At 47.9% G+C, this 17,525-nt stretch carries 14 protein-coding genes and 5 tRNA genes; 3 read left to right on the forward strand and 16 right to left on the reverse strand.

Going from position 1 to position 17,525, the window contains the following annotated elements:
• Window positions 1-74: 74 nt before the first annotated feature.
• The 11 genes from ACTRXG_RS01835 to ACTRXG_RS01885 all read right to left on the reverse strand — a co-directional run bounded on the left by ACTRXG_RS01835 (window position 75) and on the right by ACTRXG_RS01885 (window position 8,013).
• Entirely contained in the window at window positions 75-2,201 is a 2,127-nt protein-coding gene (locus ACTRXG_RS01835; protein ID WP_474283849.1) for a peptidoglycan D,D-transpeptidase FtsI family protein, read from the reverse strand.
• A gap of 142 nt (window positions 2,202-2,343) precedes the next feature.
• The gene (locus tag ACTRXG_RS01840; RefSeq protein ID WP_091611828.1) at window positions 2,344-2,955 is read right to left on the reverse strand and encodes a superoxide dismutase; all 612 of its coding nucleotides are present in this window, start codon (window positions 2,953-2,955) and stop codon (window positions 2,344-2,346) included.
• A 361-nt stretch (window positions 2,956-3,316) separates the two neighbouring features.
• Window positions 3,317-3,409, reverse strand: a tRNA-Ser gene (locus tag ACTRXG_RS01845).
• 30 nt (window positions 3,410-3,439) lie between these two features.
• A tRNA-Ile gene (locus tag ACTRXG_RS01850) sits at window positions 3,440-3,516 on the reverse strand.
• A 24-nt stretch (window positions 3,517-3,540) separates the two neighbouring features.
• A tRNA-His gene (locus ACTRXG_RS01855) sits at window positions 3,541-3,616 on the reverse strand.
• A gap of 21 nt (window positions 3,617-3,637) precedes the next feature.
• A tRNA-Met gene (locus ACTRXG_RS01860) sits at window positions 3,638-3,714 on the reverse strand.
• A 1-nt stretch (window position 3,715) separates the two neighbouring features.
• A tRNA-Asn gene (locus ACTRXG_RS01865) sits at window positions 3,716-3,790 on the reverse strand.
• Window positions 3,791-3,868: 78 nt separating this feature from the next.
• A complete protein-coding gene (locus tag ACTRXG_RS01870) occupies window positions 3,869-4,351 on the reverse strand; it encodes a DUF456 domain-containing protein (RefSeq protein ID WP_474261797.1) in 483 nt (160 codons plus the stop codon).
• Window positions 4,352-4,445: 94 nt separating this feature from the next.
• On the reverse strand, window positions 4,446-6,077 hold the full coding sequence (locus ACTRXG_RS01875) for a Na/Pi cotransporter family protein (protein ID WP_474261796.1): 1,632 nt from the start codon (window positions 6,075-6,077) through the stop codon (window positions 4,446-4,448).
• Window positions 6,078-6,271: 194 nt separating this feature from the next.
• Window positions 6,272-6,919: an NfeD family protein gene (locus ACTRXG_RS01880; RefSeq protein ID WP_474281868.1), complete on the reverse strand. Its 648-nt coding sequence runs from the start codon at window positions 6,917-6,919 to the stop codon at window positions 6,272-6,274.
• Between the two features lie 194 nt (window positions 6,920-7,113).
• Window positions 7,114-8,013: a DUF1002 domain-containing protein gene (locus tag ACTRXG_RS01885; protein ID WP_474261793.1), complete on the reverse strand. Its 900-nt coding sequence runs from the start codon at window positions 8,011-8,013 to the stop codon at window positions 7,114-7,116.
• A 315-nt stretch (window positions 8,014-8,328) separates the two neighbouring features.
• Between ACTRXG_RS01885 and ispG the strand changes: the two genes are divergently transcribed.
• A complete protein-coding gene (ispG, locus tag ACTRXG_RS01890) occupies window positions 8,329-9,456 on the forward strand; it encodes a flavodoxin-dependent (E)-4-hydroxy-3-methylbut-2-enyl-diphosphate synthase (protein WP_079476828.1) in 1,128 nt (375 codons plus the stop codon).
• A 76-nt stretch (window positions 9,457-9,532) separates the two neighbouring features.
• On the opposite strand, the gene ACTRXG_RS01895 is transcribed toward ispG, so the two are convergent.
• From ACTRXG_RS01895 to ACTRXG_RS01910, 4 genes are read right to left on the reverse strand one after another with little or no spacing between them, the layout of a single operon-like run.
• A complete protein-coding gene (locus tag ACTRXG_RS01895; RefSeq protein WP_462868963.1) occupies window positions 9,533-9,976 on the reverse strand; it encodes a Fur family transcriptional regulator in 444 nt (147 codons plus the stop codon).
• Window positions 9,954-10,814, reverse strand: coding sequence for a metal ABC transporter permease (locus ACTRXG_RS01900; protein ID WP_474281870.1), 861 nt, complete (start codon window positions 10,812-10,814; stop codon window positions 9,954-9,956). Before ACTRXG_RS01900 ends, ACTRXG_RS01895 begins: the two co-directional genes overlap by 23 nt.
• Before the next feature lie 48 nt (window positions 10,815-10,862).
• Window positions 10,863-11,741, reverse strand: a complete 879-nt coding sequence (locus ACTRXG_RS01905; protein ID WP_474283852.1) for a metal ABC transporter permease — start codon at window positions 11,739-11,741, stop codon at window positions 10,863-10,865.
• On the reverse strand, window positions 11,741-12,517 hold the full coding sequence (locus ACTRXG_RS01910) for a metal ABC transporter ATP-binding protein (RefSeq protein ID WP_474281874.1): 777 nt from the start codon (window positions 12,515-12,517) through the stop codon (window positions 11,741-11,743). The genes ACTRXG_RS01905 and ACTRXG_RS01910 overlap by 1 nt, the downstream gene beginning before the upstream one ends.
• A gap of 192 nt (window positions 12,518-12,709) precedes the next feature.
• Here ACTRXG_RS01910 and ppx point away from each other — a divergent pair, with 192 nt between their 5' ends.
• Window positions 12,710-14,287, forward strand: a complete 1,578-nt coding sequence (ppx, locus tag ACTRXG_RS01915; protein ID WP_474281876.1) for an exopolyphosphatase — start codon at window positions 12,710-12,712, stop codon at window positions 14,285-14,287.
• A 96-nt stretch (window positions 14,288-14,383) separates the two neighbouring features.
• Window positions 14,384-16,492 (forward strand): RNA degradosome polyphosphate kinase, encoded by a 2,109-nt coding sequence (locus ACTRXG_RS01920; protein ID WP_474281878.1) that lies wholly within the window; start codon window positions 14,384-14,386, stop codon window positions 16,490-16,492.
• 128 nt (window positions 16,493-16,620) lie between these two features.
• Here the strand turns inward: ACTRXG_RS01920 and ACTRXG_RS01925 are convergent, their stop codons facing one another.
• Window positions 16,621-17,523: a deoxyribonuclease IV gene (locus tag ACTRXG_RS01925; RefSeq protein WP_474281881.1), complete on the reverse strand. Its 903-nt coding sequence runs from the start codon at window positions 17,521-17,523 to the stop codon at window positions 16,621-16,623.
• Between the last annotated feature and the right edge of the window lie 2 nt (window positions 17,524-17,525).

Below are 17,525 nucleotides of genomic sequence, written 5' to 3' on the forward strand. Positions count from 1 at the left end.
TTTTGTAAAAGCGGCAAATCAGTAAAAAGTGTTAAGAACAAAACAACTTGCTGCAGTCTTTTATTCCAGCAGGATTACTGTTCTTCCCCGTCGCCGCCGGAGTTTTCTTCGTCTCCTGCGTTTTCTTCATTGTCGTCCGTGGTTTCGCCATTTTCTTCATTTTCACCTTCAGCTTCGTCTTCGCTGTTTCCGGCTCCCGGACGTTCTTCCTTAAGATTCACATATGCCTGCATCGTATCAGCGGCAATGCTGTTGGCGATACCCGAGCGTCCACCCTCATCACTCGAATAAGCGTTAGGAACCACTACCGCAATCGCTATCTCCGGGTCTTCATACGGCCCGTAGGCGATAAAGGTCTGGTTGTTTACCTCTACTACTTCATTGTCGCTTTCTCTGCGGACACTGCGCTGGGCCGTCCCTGTTTTCCCGGCAATTTCCATATTTACGTCCGTGAAATAGCTGTCCGCGGTTCCCAAATCCGTGTTTACCACATCGTACATACCTTCCTGGGCAATATCAAAGTATTCTTTGTCAATATTAACCCGGTTCAGCATTTCTGGTTCAAACTGGTGAAGCACTGCACCCATTTCGTCCGTATTACGGTTTGGTTCACGAATTTCTTTCACGAGGTGAGGCTCCATCCGTTTACCGTCGGAAGCAATAGTCGCGGAATACTGCGCCAGCTGCAGCGGTGTGTACGTGTCAAGCTGGCCGAAGGAGAAGAACAACAAGCTGCCTGGCACCTGCCTCCCAGCATTTAAACCAGTAGCTTCTGATGGCAGATCGATGCTAGTTTCCACCCCAAGCCCGAACTGATGATAATAGTCTCTCATTGTCGCATATGCCTCGTCCACCTTTTGATCGTTGAAACCATCGCCGCTTCCATACTCATAGTCCATCAGCCGCATCGCAATTTCGGACATAAATATGTTGGATGATTCCTGGATAGCACCGACAATATCTATTGTGCCGATTTCGTGAGAAGATTCGACTTCTCCTCCTGGGCCTGGAAGGTCAATCGGCCTGTCATTAATTTTTGTATCTTCCGTGATAACTTCCTCTTGGAGGCCGATCATGCCTGTTGCCGGTTTGATTGTCGACCCCATCTCGTACGTATTCGTTACGTTCCCGAGTTGATCATCATAACCGTTCATAGCAAGTATTTCCCCTGTATTCGGATCGATTGCAGTCACATAGGCCTGCTGATCGTTTGGAAACGACCCCTCCGACTGCCCCATCTGATTATCAAGTATCGTCTGTACTTCCTGCTGCAGATCCATGTCAATCGACAACACGAGGTCATTGCCACGGCTTCCGTTATTCGTCTCCTCGGCGTCATCATCCTCACCGCTGACAGTTCCCTTTTTGCCCCTCAGCGTGTCTTCATAGTATTCCTCGAGAAAGCTCTGGCCAACCTCGTCGGAGCGCTGATACCCTTTAGCAAGAAACTCGGATACGGTTTCTTCAGGGATAGACCCCACCTTCCCGTAAAGGCTCTGGAAGGCCTGCGTATACTGATAGTCACGCCGGAAGTCTCTCGTTACATCCACGCCTTCGAGTTCATCGAGACGTGCGCTGATCGCCGTGGCCTCTCCTTCTGTCAAATCCCGTTTAACGCGCTGCGGGGAGTCATAGTACCCCGAAATCATTTCACTCCAGATAGCTACAACTTCCAGCTCTTCGTCACTGATATCATTCAGTTGTTCATCAGTAATCCGGTCGAGCTGTACTTCATATGGATCTTTATCATTTTCCATCAGGCGCTCTTCTTCTTTGTCTGAGACAAGCTCCTCCGCTTCACTTTCACGAGTTAACAGCCAGTAGTCCTGCAAGTTTCTTTCCGGCATGCTCTCACGGTCTGTTTCCTCTTCATCAAATTCAATCAGTTCAGCCAGTTCTTCAGCCGTCTGGAGGCGTTCTTCATCCTCATAGCTTCTCTGGTTCGTATACGTTAAAGTCAGAATAAGATTATTATCCACCAGCTCGGTTCCATTGCGGTCGTACATAATTCCGCGCGGAGCATCGACCCGGCTCGCCGATGTGGAGGCCGTTTCATTCACGTCCTCTTCATACGTATCACCTTCAACGATCTGTACGTATCCAAGCCGCAGGATCAATATTGAAAACAATATAAAAACAGCGAAAAAAAGTACGTTCAGCCGAAAAGGAATGGAAGGTTTTTTATTTTTTCTGGAAGCCACACGCAATCCCTCTCTTAATATATGTAAGTTTGCTTGTTTCCAGTTAAGTATAGCATAGAAAAAAGCCGCTGCCGAACTTCTGCTCTCTTCCTAAACAGAAAAAGTCCGTTCCCGGAAACCGGGAACGGACTCTTTAAATATATTATTTAGCTGCCTGATAGTTCTTTTCAACTTCGTCCCAGTTTACAACATTCCAGAATGCTGCTACATAATCCGGACGACGGTTTTGATACTTCAGGTAATACGCGTGCTCCCAGACATCAAGGCCGAGAAGTGGAGTTTTACCTTCCATGATCGGTGAATCCTGGTTGAGCGTATCCATAAGCTCAAGCTCGCCGTTGTTTAATACGAGCCAAGCCCAGCCGGAACCAAAACGTCCAACTGCTGTTGCGCCGAATTCTTCTTTGAACTTGTCAAAGCTTCCCCATTTGCTCTTAATGGCATCTGCCACTTCGCCTTTTGGTTCGCCGCCGCCATTAGGGCTGAGAAGCTTCCAGAAGATGGAGTGGTTGGAGTGGCCGCCGCCGTTATTTCTTACTGCGGTACGGATATCTTCAGGTACAGCGTTCAAATCGCTGATCAGTTCATCAACGCTCTTGTTTTGAAGATCGCTGTGATTTTCCAAGGCTGAATTTAATTTTGTCACATACGTGTTGTGGTGTTTATCATGGTGAATATTCATTGTCTGCTCATCAATATGAGGCTCCAATGCGTTTGGTGCATAAGGTAGATCTGGTAGTTGATGTGTACTCATACAAAATGCCCTCCTTGAAAGTTCTGGTGATTTGTTCAAAGTGACTTTGCGTTAATTTAGTATACAAAATTACACTTAGTCTACTTTTACTTTACCAAAACAATTCTTATTTTTCAAATCGGCTTTCTGCTGTAATCAACTAGAAAGCCTGCCAAAGTTGATTATTCCCTTATACTTCTTCTTTAAACATAAAAATCTAACCAGCTTTCGCTGCACATGGAAAAACCAGCCCCTCAAAAGCGTCTATATTCCCAATTTGCCACGTCCCGCCCAGAGCTGTCTTCAAAATAAAAAAACTTCTCCGGCCTTTGCGGAAAAGTTAGCTGTCCAGTTATATAAAAATGAGTATTTAACATAATAATGGCGGAGGAAGAGGGATTCGAACCCTCGCGAGCCGTAAAGCTCCTAACGGTTTTCGAGACCGTCCCCTTCAGCCGTACTTGGGTATTCCTCCAGATGCATATTTACCCACTGCTTCTTAAAGTGGTGGACCCTGTAGGACTCGAACCTACGACCGGACGGTTATGAGCCGTCTGCTCTAACCAACTGAGCTAAGGGTCCTTAAAAGCATTGCAGACAAAAAAATGGGGCGGTTGATGGGAATTGAACCCACGAATGCCGGAACCACAATCCGGTGCGTTAACCACTTCGCCACAACCGCCGTATGAGTATGTAAATATATTGGTAGCGGCGGAGGGGATCGAACCCCCGACCTCACGGGTATGAACCGTACGCTCTAGCCAGCTGAGCTACGCCGCCATGGCTCCGCAGGCAGGATTCGAACCTGCGACCAATCGGTTAACAGCCGATTGCTCTACCACTGAGCTACTGCGGAATGTGTTACTGCCGTTTTTACGACAGTAATTACTATATCATTTCCTTAAAAACGCGTCAAACAGATTTTTGTATTTCTTTAAACAAGAATTATTATAATATAAATGGCATTCACTAGCAATATACCGCCCTTTATAACAACGCTTGCGACAAACCCGCCGACAGACCCTACACCAATTTTACCAAGCTGCTTCCACGATTTCTGGCCTCCGATTAACTCTCCAATAACAGCTCCGGCAAGTGCGCCAATCAGAATGCCGGCGACCGGAATGATAAACGGACCGACAACCAGACCGATCAGGCTCCCCCAGATGCCGTATTTCGTACCTCCACTCCGCTGGATACCATAATAATTAGCCGCGTAATCAATTACAAACAGCAGCACCGCAATAACTGCCTGAATCACCCAGTAAACTACACCGATATCTGCAAACCCATAGCCCAGTGCAAACATAAGGGCAGCAGCTGCGTGAAAAATACCACCCGGCAGAATCGGATAAACAACCGCGACAAGCGCCAGTGTGTAGCACGCAATCCCCAGTAAATACCATATCAGTTCCATACGTACCTCCCTTTGCAGATGTATGATTATTCTATAGCCGCTTTTCTCTCTATATAATCAATAAAAAAGAAGGAGGCGATCCTCCTTCTTTTTCTTATGAAACCTCCCGGTCATCCAGTACCGTTTCGGCAATATTTACAGAATGGTCGCCGATACGCTCTAAATTACTGATCATGTCGACAAACACGATACCGGCAGAACCAGAGCATCTGCCTTCATTCAGACGCAGGATGTGTTTTTTACGCAGCTTCCGCTCCATCTTATCAATATCTTCTTCCTGTCTGGCAACCTGCTGGGCAATCTCATAATCATCTTTTTCAAGTGCTTCGACAGCACGGTTAAATGTGCTGATCGTCAGCGTGAACATTTCATTTAAGTCTTTGTACGCTTCTTCTGAAAGCGTCACTTTATTGGTCAGCTGATAGTCCACAAGCTCCATCACATTTTCCATGTGATCGCCGACACGTTCAATGTCGCGGACAGTATCCATCACAACTGAGTGTTTCCGCGAATTTTCCTTAGACAAAGAGCGGGCGGAAATACCGATCAAATAATCCGTAATATTTTTGTCCAGATTGTTGATCGCTTCTTCGTACCGGACGATGTTTTCCGCGTCCTTTTTATTTTTGGTCTCCAGGTAACTTTCGCTCTTCTGGAGGCCTTTACCTGCATATTCCGCCATCCGCAGGGTTTCGAGCTTCGCCTGGTCGAGCGCGATCGCCGGGGACTGCTGGATAAAGGCCGGATCGAGGTGCTTGGCTTTGTACTCGATTTCGTCCCCTTTGCCCGGCACGAGCTTCGTGACCAGGTAGGCCAGCGCCCCGACAAACGGCAGCTGGATCAGGGTGTTGGACACGTTGAAAATCCCGTGCGCAAACGCGATCGTCATCGGCGGATTCAGGTTCAGCCACTCCTGCAGGTTGCCGATAAACAGCGTGTATGGCACGAGCAGGATCAGGATGATCGTGGCGCCGATCAGGTTGAAGATCACGTGGGTGAGCGCCGCCCGCTTGGCCGCCACCGACGCCCCGATCGCGGCGAGCACTGCGGTGATGGTCGTCCCGATGTTGTCACCGAACAGCACCGGCAGGGCCGCGTCGAGCGGCATCGCCCCCTGGTTGTAGAGCTCCTGCAGCAGCCCGATCGTCGCCGACGAGCTCTGCAGCCCGATCGTGAAAATGATCCCGATCGCGAGGCCGAGCAGCGGGTTCTCGCTCATGCTGATCGTCAGCTCCCGGAAGGCCGGCAGGTCTTCGAGCGGGGCGACCCCGTCGCCCATCAGCGTCAGGCCGAAAAAGATGGCCCCGAACCCGAACACCGACTGGCCGATGTTGCTGACTTTTTTGTTTTTAAAGAAGAAGATCAGGATCGTCCCCGCAAACAGGATCGGCAGGGCGAACTCCTCGATTTTGATCCCGATGATAAAGGCGGTGGCCGTCGTCCCGATGTTGGCCCCCATGATCACCCCGATCGCCTGGCGCAGCGTCATGAACCCGGCGCTGACCAGGCCGACGACGAGCACGGTGGTGCCGGTGCTCGTCTGGATCAGGATGGTGACGATAATCCCGACCAGCACGCCCATGAACGGGTTGGTCGTAAATTTATCGAGCAGGTCCCTCAGCTTGTCGCCCGCGATCTTCTGCAGGCCGTCGCCCATGTATTTGATCCCGAACAGGAAAATCCCCAGGCCGCCGAGAAACGTAAATATCAGCGTTTGAATATCCAAACTCCCTCATCCCCTTAATCACTTTATGTATTCTGTCCTTTTTTGCCACACCCAATCTATTTTTAAAGTAAATTGAATGGTTTGTAAAGGAAATATTACTTTTTCCCAAAGTTATTTAGCTTTTGTTTTTTTCTTAAAAAAAAAGAGCAAGCCGCAGCTTCCTCTTTTTTCATGATTAACCATTAATATGGTAATTACTGTTCTTTTACAGCTGTCTCAAGACGCTTGACACGGATGCGCGTCCCATCCACAGATGTTACCTCTATTTCTTCTTCAGCATTCAGCCACTGATCGCCGCTGGTAGCACTGTAACGCTCTCCCTCAATATCAATCGTACCTGTCGGGCGGAAAGGAGTAACGGTGGTCCCCGTTTTGCCGACCAGTCCTTCATACGTCTGATTCATAGAGTTATAGCCCTGTTCGCTTGTCAAACTGTCCTTAAGCATCAGCTTCGACCATAGATCCCGGCGGGGAAAAACCTTCAGGAAAAACATCGCTGAAATGGCTCCGGCCAAAAAGCCGAAAATAACGAGTACTCCGTATATGATAGTAGGAGTCGGCACAGCGATCGATACTCCCATTAGCAAAAGACCTACAATAGAGACAGTTCCGTCTCCAATAAGCTTCCCGTCAAGCAGGATCAGCCCAAGACCGGCTGCATATAATACAAGCACCCAGATACCGGCTGCCCCTTCAAGATGATAGGAAAAGAATAAGACCATAAAGGCTGTTCCCAGAATAAAAAATAAGCTTTTGGACTTAACTAGAAACTCTGAGATTAAAAACATCGTTCCAAGAAAAACGACAATAAAGCCGACACTCGGGTTCGCTAACCATTCCATTGTATATACTCCCTTCCATAAACTTCTGTAATCACTGACTAATACGACTCGTAAAAGCTTGGTAATCATATATACGCGTAAACACCCGTAATCGTTTCACAATTATTGTAACTCTTCTTCCTGCCAGTTGTCAGCTGTAAGCGTCTTCTTCGCATAAAAAAGAGGCCCCGCGGCCTCTTCTCTTTTTACTAATATTATGCTGATTCTTCAGAGTCGCTGTTAAACCACCCCTGCACGGAATCAAGCATTTGTTCGAGGAAAGCAACGATGCGCGAAAGGAAATTCTGCGTATCTTCACTGTTTACAAAGCTGTCGATGTTTTCCGAAGCTTTATCAAGCTGACTCTCCATCTGCGACCAGTCGATATTTAAATTCTGCATCCGGTCAAATAAGGAAACGAGCTCATCTGTCTGCTCTTCGCTCAGTTCAATATTCATATCGCCTGACACATTTTGCACAATGACCCGGATATCTTCCGTATTATTAATCTCCGTATTGTTTATTTCCTGCTTAATCTGTGTAATCAGTGTTGTTGCTTCTTCTTTGCCGATATCTTCGCCAAGCTCAGAAGTTTTGGCAATCTCTTCGTTTGCCACCTGTTTTTGATCCTCGGATATATTGACATTGTTCTGCTGTTCGTAGGCTTTTAAGATCCCGGTCAGTGCTGCCGTTCCAGATACCTCAAACGGAGCTGTCACGTAAACCTCTGCATCCTCCACACCCGCTGTTGCCAGCGCGTTTGCATACATTCCTTCTGTAACTGTATCTATTTTGTTCGTTTCAATATCGATGCCTTCTCCGTCTTCAGCTGCAGTAATCCTTGCAGAAGATAACGCGCGCGAGCCAATTTCAGAGCTGCTTAAATAATCTCCGAGGTACTGGTACTCTTCTTCATTTGTGACCTCTACAACCGGTACTTCCCCTTCAGTCACATCCATCTCTTCAAGCAGAGAACTTCTTTGATCTGAAGACAGATCCTGGCCGAGTGTCACTGTTACATCCCCAGCTGCAGCGTCCGCTGACGCCTGCTGACTTACCCCAAGAACCCCTAACGTAACTACCCCGGCTGCTAATGTCTGCTGCCACCACTTCATTATGTTCAACTCTCCTTCTTATGCCCTTTCATTTCCAATCCCGTACTTTGATGACCAATATTTTTATATTCGTCGCATCTATAGTCGTAAGCCCGGGGAAAAAGTTACATCACCCGCATTCTTTCGTTAGTTTCTCATCATTTTACAAAATACCGTCTTTTACACTTCCGATTTCCGCTCTCTGGAAGCAACTGCTTGCCAAGAGTACACACCCACTGATACAATTACGATGTGTTATAGACCACTATTAACTATTGTTGTTGCACTAGACGAGGCACGAAATAAATTCACCAATATAAAGGGGCGAATGGATACATGAGCCAAATAACCCACCGCAGCGAAACCCGAGCAGTCAAAGTAGGTAATGTGACGATCGGTGGCAGTAATGAAGTAGTAGTACAAAGCATGACCACAACAAAAACTCACGATGTGGAAGCGACCGTCGCAGAAATTCACCGCCTTGAAGAGGCCGGATGCCAGATTGTCCGCGTCGCATGCCCACAAATGAAGGATGCTGAAGCAATTCCGAAAATTAAACAGCGCATCAATATTCCGCTCGTTGTCGATATCCACTTCGACTATAATATGGCCTTGAAAGCTATTGAAGGCGGCGCTGATAAAATCCGGATCAATCCGGGCAATATCGGGAAACGGGAAAAAGTGGAAGAGGTTGTTGAGGCCGCCAAAGCCAAAGGCATTCCAATCCGTATCGGTGTAAACGCCGGCTCCCTCGAAAAACGGATCCTTGATAAATACGGATACCCAACTGCAGACGGAATGGTCGAGAGTGCTCTCTACCATATTTCTATCCTTGAAGAGCTCGGCTTTTACGATATCATCGTTTCGATGAAAGCTTCAGACGTCCACTTGGCTATTGAAGCTTATGAAAAAGCGGCTCAGGCATTCAGCTACCCACTTCACCTGGGGATTACTGAATCAGGCACTCAATTCGCAGGCACAGTCAAAAGTTCTGCCGGACTCGGAGCTATTCTAAGTAAAGGAATCGGAAGCACACTGCGTATTTCTCTCAGTGCCGATCCGGTAGAGGAAGTAAAAGTCGGACGCGAACTGCTGAAAACATTCGGCCTCGCATCCAACGCAGCTACACTTATCTCATGTCCTACCTGCGGACGTATTGAAATCGATTTGATCAGCATCGCCAATGACGTGGAAGAATATATTTCCACCATTAAAGCTCCGATTAAAGTAGCCGTGCTCGGCTGCGCTGTTAACGGCCCCGGCGAAGCACGAGAAGCCGATATCGGTATTGCCGGTGCAAAAGGCGAAGGTCTTCTATTCCGCCACGGAGAAATCATCCGGAAGGTTCCGGAAGAAACCATGGTGGAAGAGCTAAAGATCGAAGTTGATAAAATTGCTGAAGAGCACTACGCTAAAGAAGCAGAAAAAGAACGGGAAGCTAAAGAAAAAGAACTGACAAATTAAACTCTCGACGCAAAAAGCTCCACCCATTAAGGGCGGAGCTTTTTTGTTTCACCTGTTATTGCTGCAGCACCTATGGTTATGCCGGTGCTGCTTCCTTTTGTTTCGCTTTTTTGCATTCGGCACAAAGTCCGTAAATTTCAAACTTATGCCCGGTCACTTCAAAGCCGCCGTCAACGTTTTCATTCAGCCAGTCCATCGGGCACGTCTCAATTTCTCTCGTTTTTCCGCACTCGAGACAGATAAGGTGGTGATGATGGGCCGTTGTTGAACAGGAAAAACGAAAATGCATTTCTCCTTCAAGCTCTGTCATCTCGAGAATATCCATTTCCTCGAATATGGAGAGGTTGCGATAGACAGTATCCACACTCATTCCCGGATAATTTTTCTGCAGGGAATGCAGTACTTCCTTCGCTGTCAAATAGCGTTTTTCATCTGAAAAAAGCTGGAGCAGTTCTTCACGCTTGGCTGTATATTTAAATCCCTGATCCTTCATAATATTAAGCGCTTTGGTGACGTTCATATTTAAGCCTCCTGTTTCTTTTCCAGTTGATCCATGCTCTGAGAACTAAAGTGGCAAAAAGTATAAAAGCAGCGGTCACTACAGTGCCGCCTCCCGACGCAATGCCAAAAAATATGGATCCAGTCACACCGGCCGCCACAGAGGCTTCTCCGATAATAACAGCAATCAGAAGCATTCGTTTAAAGCCGGAGGCCCACTGCATTGCGGCCGCTGCCGGCAGCGTAATCAGCGCTCCGGCAAGCAGCACGCCGACCACCTGCATCGATGCAGAAATAACAATCGCAAGCAGTACAGCAAGCAGTACATTGAACATCTTAACTGGTATTCCAGCAGCAGCTGCCATTTCTTCATCGAAGGAAAGAAACATCAATTCTCTGCCAAACGCTGCAAGCAGCCCGAGGGCAGCGATTGTCATTACTCCGATAAACCAAAGATCTTCCATCTGTACGGAGACTACACTTCCAAACAGATAGCCGTACCACTCCGTCACCCCGTCAGCGGATATAGACATAAATACGGCGCTCAGTCCGACCGCTGCCGCCATTAAAATCGGGGCGGCAAGCTCCTGGAAGCCCCCGTAGGTGTGACGTACCCGTTCAATGATCAACGAGCCGGCAAATGCAAATACAAAGCCGCTGTATAACGGATTGATATCCCAAAAAGCCTGCAGATTACCGGCGAGCACTCCTGCCGTCACTCCGGCAAGGGTAACGTGAGCGAGGGAATCTGCTATCAGCGAGGACCGGCGCACGACTAAAAATGAGCCGATCAAAGGGGCTGTCAAGCCGATCAGCACCGCTGCTATAATGCTTCGTTCCACAAAATTAATATCAAACATAGCCGTCACTCTCTATTCTTTATTTTACACAAGGATTGCTTTTCTGTGCTATTGATTTGCTTTGTCCGTCCATTTCGTCTCTTCCCACGGACGCTGACGTATTCGCCCAGTGGCTTTTTCAGCCAGTACAACGAATGTCCATATAAGAAATGAAATGACTGCGATTGTGCCGCCTGAGCTCAGATCATAATAATATGAAGCAAAAAAGCCGGCCAGAACGGCTGTTTCCCCGAAAAGCACCGCGTATAAAAACATGCTCTTGAAGGTGGAAGCAACCCGGAGCGCCGCTGCTGCCGGCAGGGTAATTAAAGCGGAAACGAGCAGCACTCCCAAAATAGATATGGAAGAAGCAACTATGACCGCTGCGATACCGGCAAATAATAAATTCACTCTCTGCACCGGGATCCCGTTTACGGCAGCCTGCTCTTCATCGAAAGCCAGGAATAATAATTCTTTATAAAACAGCAGAAACAACAGGAGTGATACGGCAGAAATAGCACCAATCACCACTGCGTCTGTGGCATTCACCGTAAGAATGCTTCCAAATAAATAGTTAAACAAATCATTATTAAAGCCATCCGCCAGAGAAATAAAAACGACTCCGAGCCCAATGGCTGAAGCCATCACTACCGGTATGGAAAGCTCCTGAAACGTTTGAAACCGCCGACGCAGATACTCAATCACAAACGATACGATGAACGTAAATAAAATACCGGTATAAAGCGGGTTCCATTCGCTGAGCCATACCCAGAATGAAGCGAGCCAAAGATGAAAGGCGATGCCGGTCAGCGCTGTATGCGACATCGCATCGGCGATCATCGGCGTTTTTCTGACTACTACGAACACACCTGCAGCCGGAGCAACCGCGCCGATCATGAGACCGATGATGAGCGCATATCTTAAAAAGTCAAATTCCAGAAAAATCATCAGGCTCCTCCTGCATGGTGATCGTGCTCATGGTGGATAATATGCACCTCGTGTCCGTAAGCGCCGGCAAGATCACTTTCTTCAAACTCCCGTGTCGTTCCGTGAAAATGAAGCTGCTGGTTCAGGCAGGCTACTTTTGTCACGTATTTGGTCATCGCTCCTACATCATGGGTAACAAGGATAAGAGTAATACCCTTCTCTCTGTTCCAGTGGCTCAGCCGTTCATAAAATGCCTGAGCGGATGCAGCATCCACCCCGACGGTCGGTTCGTCCAAAATCAGCACCTCCGGGTCGCTCACAAGGGCACGTGCAATAAACACCCGCTGCTGCTGCCCCCCGGAAAGCCGGCCCATATTCTTCTTTTTATAGCCGAGCATATCCACCTGCTCGAGCGCTTCGTGAATACGCTGCTTGTCTTTACGATTCAAAAAACGGAGCAGCCCCTTTTTACCGTAAAGTCCCATAGCTACGACTTCATACACGGTCACCGGGAAGCCGGCATTAAAACGATTCGCTTTTTGAGAAACATAGCCGATCTTCGGCCATTGATGAAATTGGCGTACGGGCGTTCCAAACCATCGTACTTCTCCTCTGTAATGCTTGTGCAGCCCTAAAAGAATCCGGACGAGCGTAGATTTTCCCGAGCCGTTCGGCCCGACCAGACCTACGAAATCTCCGCGATTTATATTCATATTGATATCGTCCAGCACGAGCTCTGACTCGTAGCGAAACGAAAGATGATTCACTTCAAGCAGCGTATTTGTTGAATCTTCCACCGAGAAGCCTCCTTCTTTCCAAAAACAATTAAGAATCGTTACGATTTATTGATAGGAAAAGTATACAAAACCTTTTTGCTTCTGTAAATCTTCTTTGCTTAATCGTGTATACAATTCATGGTTATTCTTTGTATGATAGTTAGTAGTAAAGCAGTTAAACGAAATCAAATCCATTTCTAAGGAATGATGAGAATGTTTCAAGCGAAAGAAAAAGTCGCCGTTATTGATATAGGTTCCAACTCGATCCGCCTGGTAATTAATGAAGTGGACGAAAAGCGCGGGTACCGCGAGCTTCATAACTTAAAAATCGTCGCCCGTCTGAGCAACCATATCGACGACCAGAACGCACTCACCGAAGAGGGGAGAGATATTTTGCTGCATACTCTGCAGCAGTTTGAAGAAGTTCTCCGTTTTCACGACGTTCAGACTATTCATGCTGTAGCCACCGCAGCTGTGCGGGGCGCCTCCAACCGCGAAGAGGTTTTGCAGTATATTGAAGAACGCATCGATTTTCCCATCCGCGTTCTTTCCGGGGAAGAAGAAGCCTCCTATGGGTATCTTGCCGTAGTGAATTCCACCAGCCTTCCGGAGGGAATTACCATTGATATCGGGGGCGGCAGTACAGAGGTAACCATGTTTAAAAACAGGGAACTCGTGCGCACCCACAGCTTCCCCTTCGGCGCTCTGACATTAAAGCAGAAGTTTCTTCCAAACGATGACAAAATCACTTCGAGCAACCTGAAGCAGATGAATAAATGGATCGAAAAACAATTTCAAAAAGTGTCCTGGCTGCGAGAAGAAGGGGAAAATCTTCCGGTCGTCGGTATCGGCGGCAGTTCCCGGAACATGGTGCTGGTGCACCAGGCTTCCATCAATTATCCCCTGGCCGGCCTGCATCAGTATTCCATGAGCGGTGACGATATCGCTGAAACAATGGAGCTTCTTGAAAAATCAAGCTTATCAGAACGCGAAAACATCGAAGGGCTTTCCAAAGACCGGGCGGACGTCATTATTCCGGCGGTGCGGATTATTTCCCAGCTTTATAAGCATATCGATGCCTCCTACTATTTAATCAGCAACAAGGGCCTCCGCGACGGACTGTTGTTTGAAGAACTGCTCCGGGATAAAATATATCCCCATTTTCCGGACGTGATCGAGGAAAGCTTTTATCAGCTGAACCGGGAATTCGAGATTAACCCGGACTATGTGGATGAAGTCGGAAACATTGCTTCTTCCATGTACAACAGCTTGGAGCCGTATATTCCAAAATCCTATCTGCATGAAGACAACCACCGCCTTCTGAACCGCGCAGCCCAGGTTCTTTATATCGGGGAGTACATCAGCTCGGAGGCAAGCAGCCAGCACACCTTCTATATTTTAACCAACCGTTCCATCGATGGCATTACGCATGAAGAGCGGATCGCCATGTCACTTGTGTCTTCCTTCAAATCTAAATCGATGTTTAAACAGTTTGCGAAACCGTTCCGGCCGTATATGCAGAAAAACAGCCTGAAACGGCTGGAATTCCTTGGCAGCATTTTAAAATTCTCTTATTCGCTTAACCGCACGCGCCGCAATATCGTTTCGGGGCTTGGCATTGAAAAAGAAGGCAAAGAGCTTCATTTCCATATATACTGCCGCGAGGGGATGCATTCCACTTTTGAAGAAGCCAAAGCAGATAAGTATAAAAAACACCTGGAAAAAATGATCAACCGCGAGATTGTGCTTCACTTCCACGAACAGTCGCCGGTTTCTGCTTTTTCCAGCTGAACAATGCTTTTTTCGTGAATCTTTACATGCGCTTAACATTTCGTTGATACAATTGGCCCAGGAGTGACCAGGGTGTAAAGAAAGGCGGATTCTACAATGACCGAAACGACTCAGACACATATTGACCTTGAAAATCCGGCATATTATAACAACCGTGAGATCAGCTGGCTTGCGTTTAATGAGCGGGTGCTCGAAGAAGCCCTCGACGAGACCAATCCGCTCCTTGAACGCCTGCGTTTTTTAGGCATTTTCAGCTCCAACCTGGATGAATTTTTCATGGTCCGGGTCGCAGGGTTAAAAGATCAGGTAAAAGCAGGGTTCAATAAACCTGAAAACAAAGCCGGGCTCACGCCGAAGCAGCAGCTCTCGGCCATCACCGAAAAAAATTCGGAGCTCGTGCGGCTGCAGGATCATTTTTTTACGGAAACGGCTGTTCCGCTGTTAGCCTCGGAAAACATCCGCTTTCTTTCGACGCTTGAATTAGACAGCGGCCAGTATCAATATATCCAGGAGTATTTCATGGCGAGTATTATGCCGGTTCTCACACCGATGGCTGTGGATGCCTACCGCCCGTTTCCCATGCTTTTAAACAAGTCCCTGAACCTGGCCGTCCGGCTCCAGAAAGAAGCCGGTGATGAAAAAGAGAGCATTGCCATTGTCCAGGTACCCGGGGTGCTCCCCCGCTTCCTTGTGCTTCCGTCATCCGACGGCAGCCGGGAGTACATTTTGCTTGAACAGGTACTGGCAGAATTTATCCATATGCTCTTCAAGGGGTTTACTGTCTTAAGTGCTTCTCCGTTCCGGATCACCCGCAACGCGGATTTAACCATTCATGAGGAGGGTGCCCGCGATCTCCTCCGCGAGATTGAAAAGGAATTAAAAAAACGCAAATGGGGCGCCGCTGTTCGTTTGGAATGCCAGCACGGCATGATGGATGACTATATTCTTGAGTTTCTGCTCGAAGCCCTCGAGATTCACCCAGACGACGTTTATACACTGAAGGGGCCGATCGATTTAACTTTCTTATTTCCGCTCTGTGAGGAGCTTGCCCCGGAATGGGAGCATCTTGTGTATGAGACGCTTATTCCCCAGCCGCCGGAGGATTTGATTACTGAGTCCGATGTGTTTAATGCTTCCGATGACCGGGACATTTTACTTCACCATCCTTATGAATCGTTCCAGCCCGTTATCGACTTTATTTCCACAGCGGCCGACGATCCGGACGTTTTAGCGATTAAGCAGACTCTCTACCGGGTCAGTGGGGACTCCCCTATTATTGCCGCACTGGCAAGAGCGGCGGAACAGGGGAAACAGGTGACGGTCCTCGTCGAGCTGAAGGCACGCTTTGATGAAGAAAATAATATCCAATGGGCGAAAACCCTTGAGAAATCCGGCGTTCACGTCATTTACGGGATTACATCATTAAAAACCCACAGTAAAATTGTGCTGATCGTCAAGAAGACAGCAGATGGCATCAAGAGGTATGTGCATCTTGGCACCGGCAACTACAACGATTCCACCGCTAAAGTGTACACCGATATGGGCATGATTACGACCCGTCCCTCCTTCGGTGAGGACGCCACTAACTTTTTTAATCATTTAAGCGGCTTTTCCCAGCAGCCGTACTGGAATGAAATCAGCACTTCTCCGGAAGGAATACGCGAGGAGCTGATTCATTTAATCCAGCGGGAAATTGACTGCCATCGCCAGGACGGAAGCGGGCATATTATCGCCAAAATGAATTCTTTAACAGATAAAGAACTCATTATTAAACTGTATGAAGCTTCCCGGGCCGGTGTCCGCATTGAACTTATTGTTCGTGGTATCTGCTGCCTGAAGCCAGGCATCCCAGGAGTGAGCGAAAGCATCACCGTCCGCAGCATCGTCGGCCGTTTCCTTGAGCATACCCGTATTTTTTATTTTGCCAACAGCGCCCGTGACGACTATTATTTGTCCTCGGCTGACTGGATGACCAGAAACATGGAAAAACGAATCGAAATCATGTTTCCTGTCTACGAACCTATTTTAAAAAAGCGGCTCAATGCCATTTTGGAGCTGATCCTGCAGGATAATGTGAAGGCAAGGGAGCAGGACAGCAGCGGTTATTATCATTACGTTGAGCCTGCGCCCGGAGAGCCCGCCGTTAACAGCCAGCTGGTATTGTTTGAGTGGGCATCGAGATTTCTTGATATGAACAACGAATAAAACAAGCACGCCTTCCGCAAGCATTCATGCGGGGCGTGCTTTTTGCTGTCCTTGTTTCTGGTTCCTTTTCCTGGGCTTCCAGAAATAAAAGAGCATGAATGCGTGACGCGCATTCATGCAGAAGACATTTACACCTCTGCCGGCATTAATTCATCCCGCCAGTCCGGCTTCCATTCTTTTTGTCTGAGCATCGCAATTTCGTGCTTATACGGTGGTTTTTTGTTTTTCTTGTCTGTGCCGACATAAGGTGTTTCCAGTATTTTCGGCACAGAAGCAAACGCCTCGTGATGCACAATTTCTGCTAACGTACTGTAGCCGATATAGCCGTAACCAATATTTTCGTGGCGGTCTTTGCCTGCCCCGCGTTCGTTTTTACTGTCATTAATATGAAGCACCTTCAGCCGGTCGAGGCCGACATAATGGTCGAACGACTCCAGCACGCCGTCCAGATCCCCTACGATATCGTAGCCTGCATCATGCGTGTGGCACGTATCAAAGCAGACACTCAGCTTATCGTTGTGAGTTACTCCACTGATAATCTCCGAAAGCTCTTCAAAGCTTATTCCGCACTCCGAGCCTTTACCCGCCATTGTTTCAAGCGCGATCTGCACCTTCTGATCCGGATAAATAACCTCATTTAAGCCCTCGATAATTTTTTTAATGCCTGCTTCTGTGCCGGCCCCGACGTGCGCCCCCGGGTGAAGAACAATCTGCTTTGCCCCGAGCGACTCGGATCTGCTGATTTCATTGCGCAGAAAATCCACACCAAGCTGAAATGTTTCCGGCTTGGTCGTATTGCCGATATTGATAATATAAGGCGCATGAACCACTACCTCTTCAATGCCGTTTTCTTTCATGTGGGCGTGCCCGTCTTCGATATTTAATTCTTCGATAGGTTTGCGCCGGGTGTTCTGTGGCGCTCCTGTATAAATCATCATCGCTGTCGCTCCGTACGAAGCCGCTTCTTCACTTGAACCAAGAAGCATTTTTTTCCCGTTCATCGATACATGCGAGCCTAAAAGCACAGTCATCA

The sequence above is a fragment of the Marinococcus sp. LNSP9103-4 genome (genome assembly GCF_056034345.1).

Bases quoted from the DNA above. Each gene is read 5' to 3' on its own strand.
- ispG (WP_079476828.1), top strand. From the start codon at position 8,329: ATGAGCCAAATAACCCACCGCAGCGAAACCCGAGCAGTCAAAGTAGGT.
- ACTRXG_RS01905 (WP_474283852.1), bottom strand. From the start codon at position 11,741: ATGATTTTTCTGGAATTTGACTTTTTAAGATATGCGCTCATCATCGGT.
- ACTRXG_RS01880 (WP_474281868.1), bottom strand. From the start codon at position 6,919: ATGGAATGGTTAGCGAACCCGAGTGTCGGCTTTATTGTCGTTTTTCTT.
- ACTRXG_RS01885 (WP_474261793.1), bottom strand. From the start codon at position 8,013: ATGAAGTGGTGGCAGCAGACATTAGCAGCCGGGGTAGTTACGTTAGGG.
- ppx (WP_474281876.1), top strand. From the start codon at position 12,710: ATGTTTCAAGCGAAAGAAAAAGTCGCCGTTATTGATATAGGTTCCAAC.
- ACTRXG_RS01920 (WP_474281878.1), top strand. From the start codon at position 14,384: ATGACCGAAACGACTCAGACACATATTGACCTTGAAAATCCGGCATAT.
- ACTRXG_RS01895 (WP_462868963.1), bottom strand. From the start codon at position 9,976: ATGAACGTCACCAAAGCGCTTAATATTATGAAGGATCAGGGATTTAAA.
- ACTRXG_RS01870 (WP_474261797.1), bottom strand. From the start codon at position 4,351: ATGGAACTGATATGGTATTTACTGGGGATTGCGTGCTACACACTGGCG.
- ACTRXG_RS01900 (WP_474281870.1), bottom strand. From the start codon at position 10,814: ATGTTTGATATTAATTTTGTGGAACGAAGCATTATAGCAGCGGTGCTG.
- ACTRXG_RS01840 (WP_091611828.1), bottom strand. From the start codon at position 2,955: ATGAGTACACATCAACTACCAGATCTACCTTATGCACCAAACGCATTG.
- ACTRXG_RS01925 (WP_474281881.1), bottom strand. From the start codon at position 17,523: ATGACTGTGCTTTTAGGCTCGCATGTATCGATGAACGGGAAAAAAATG.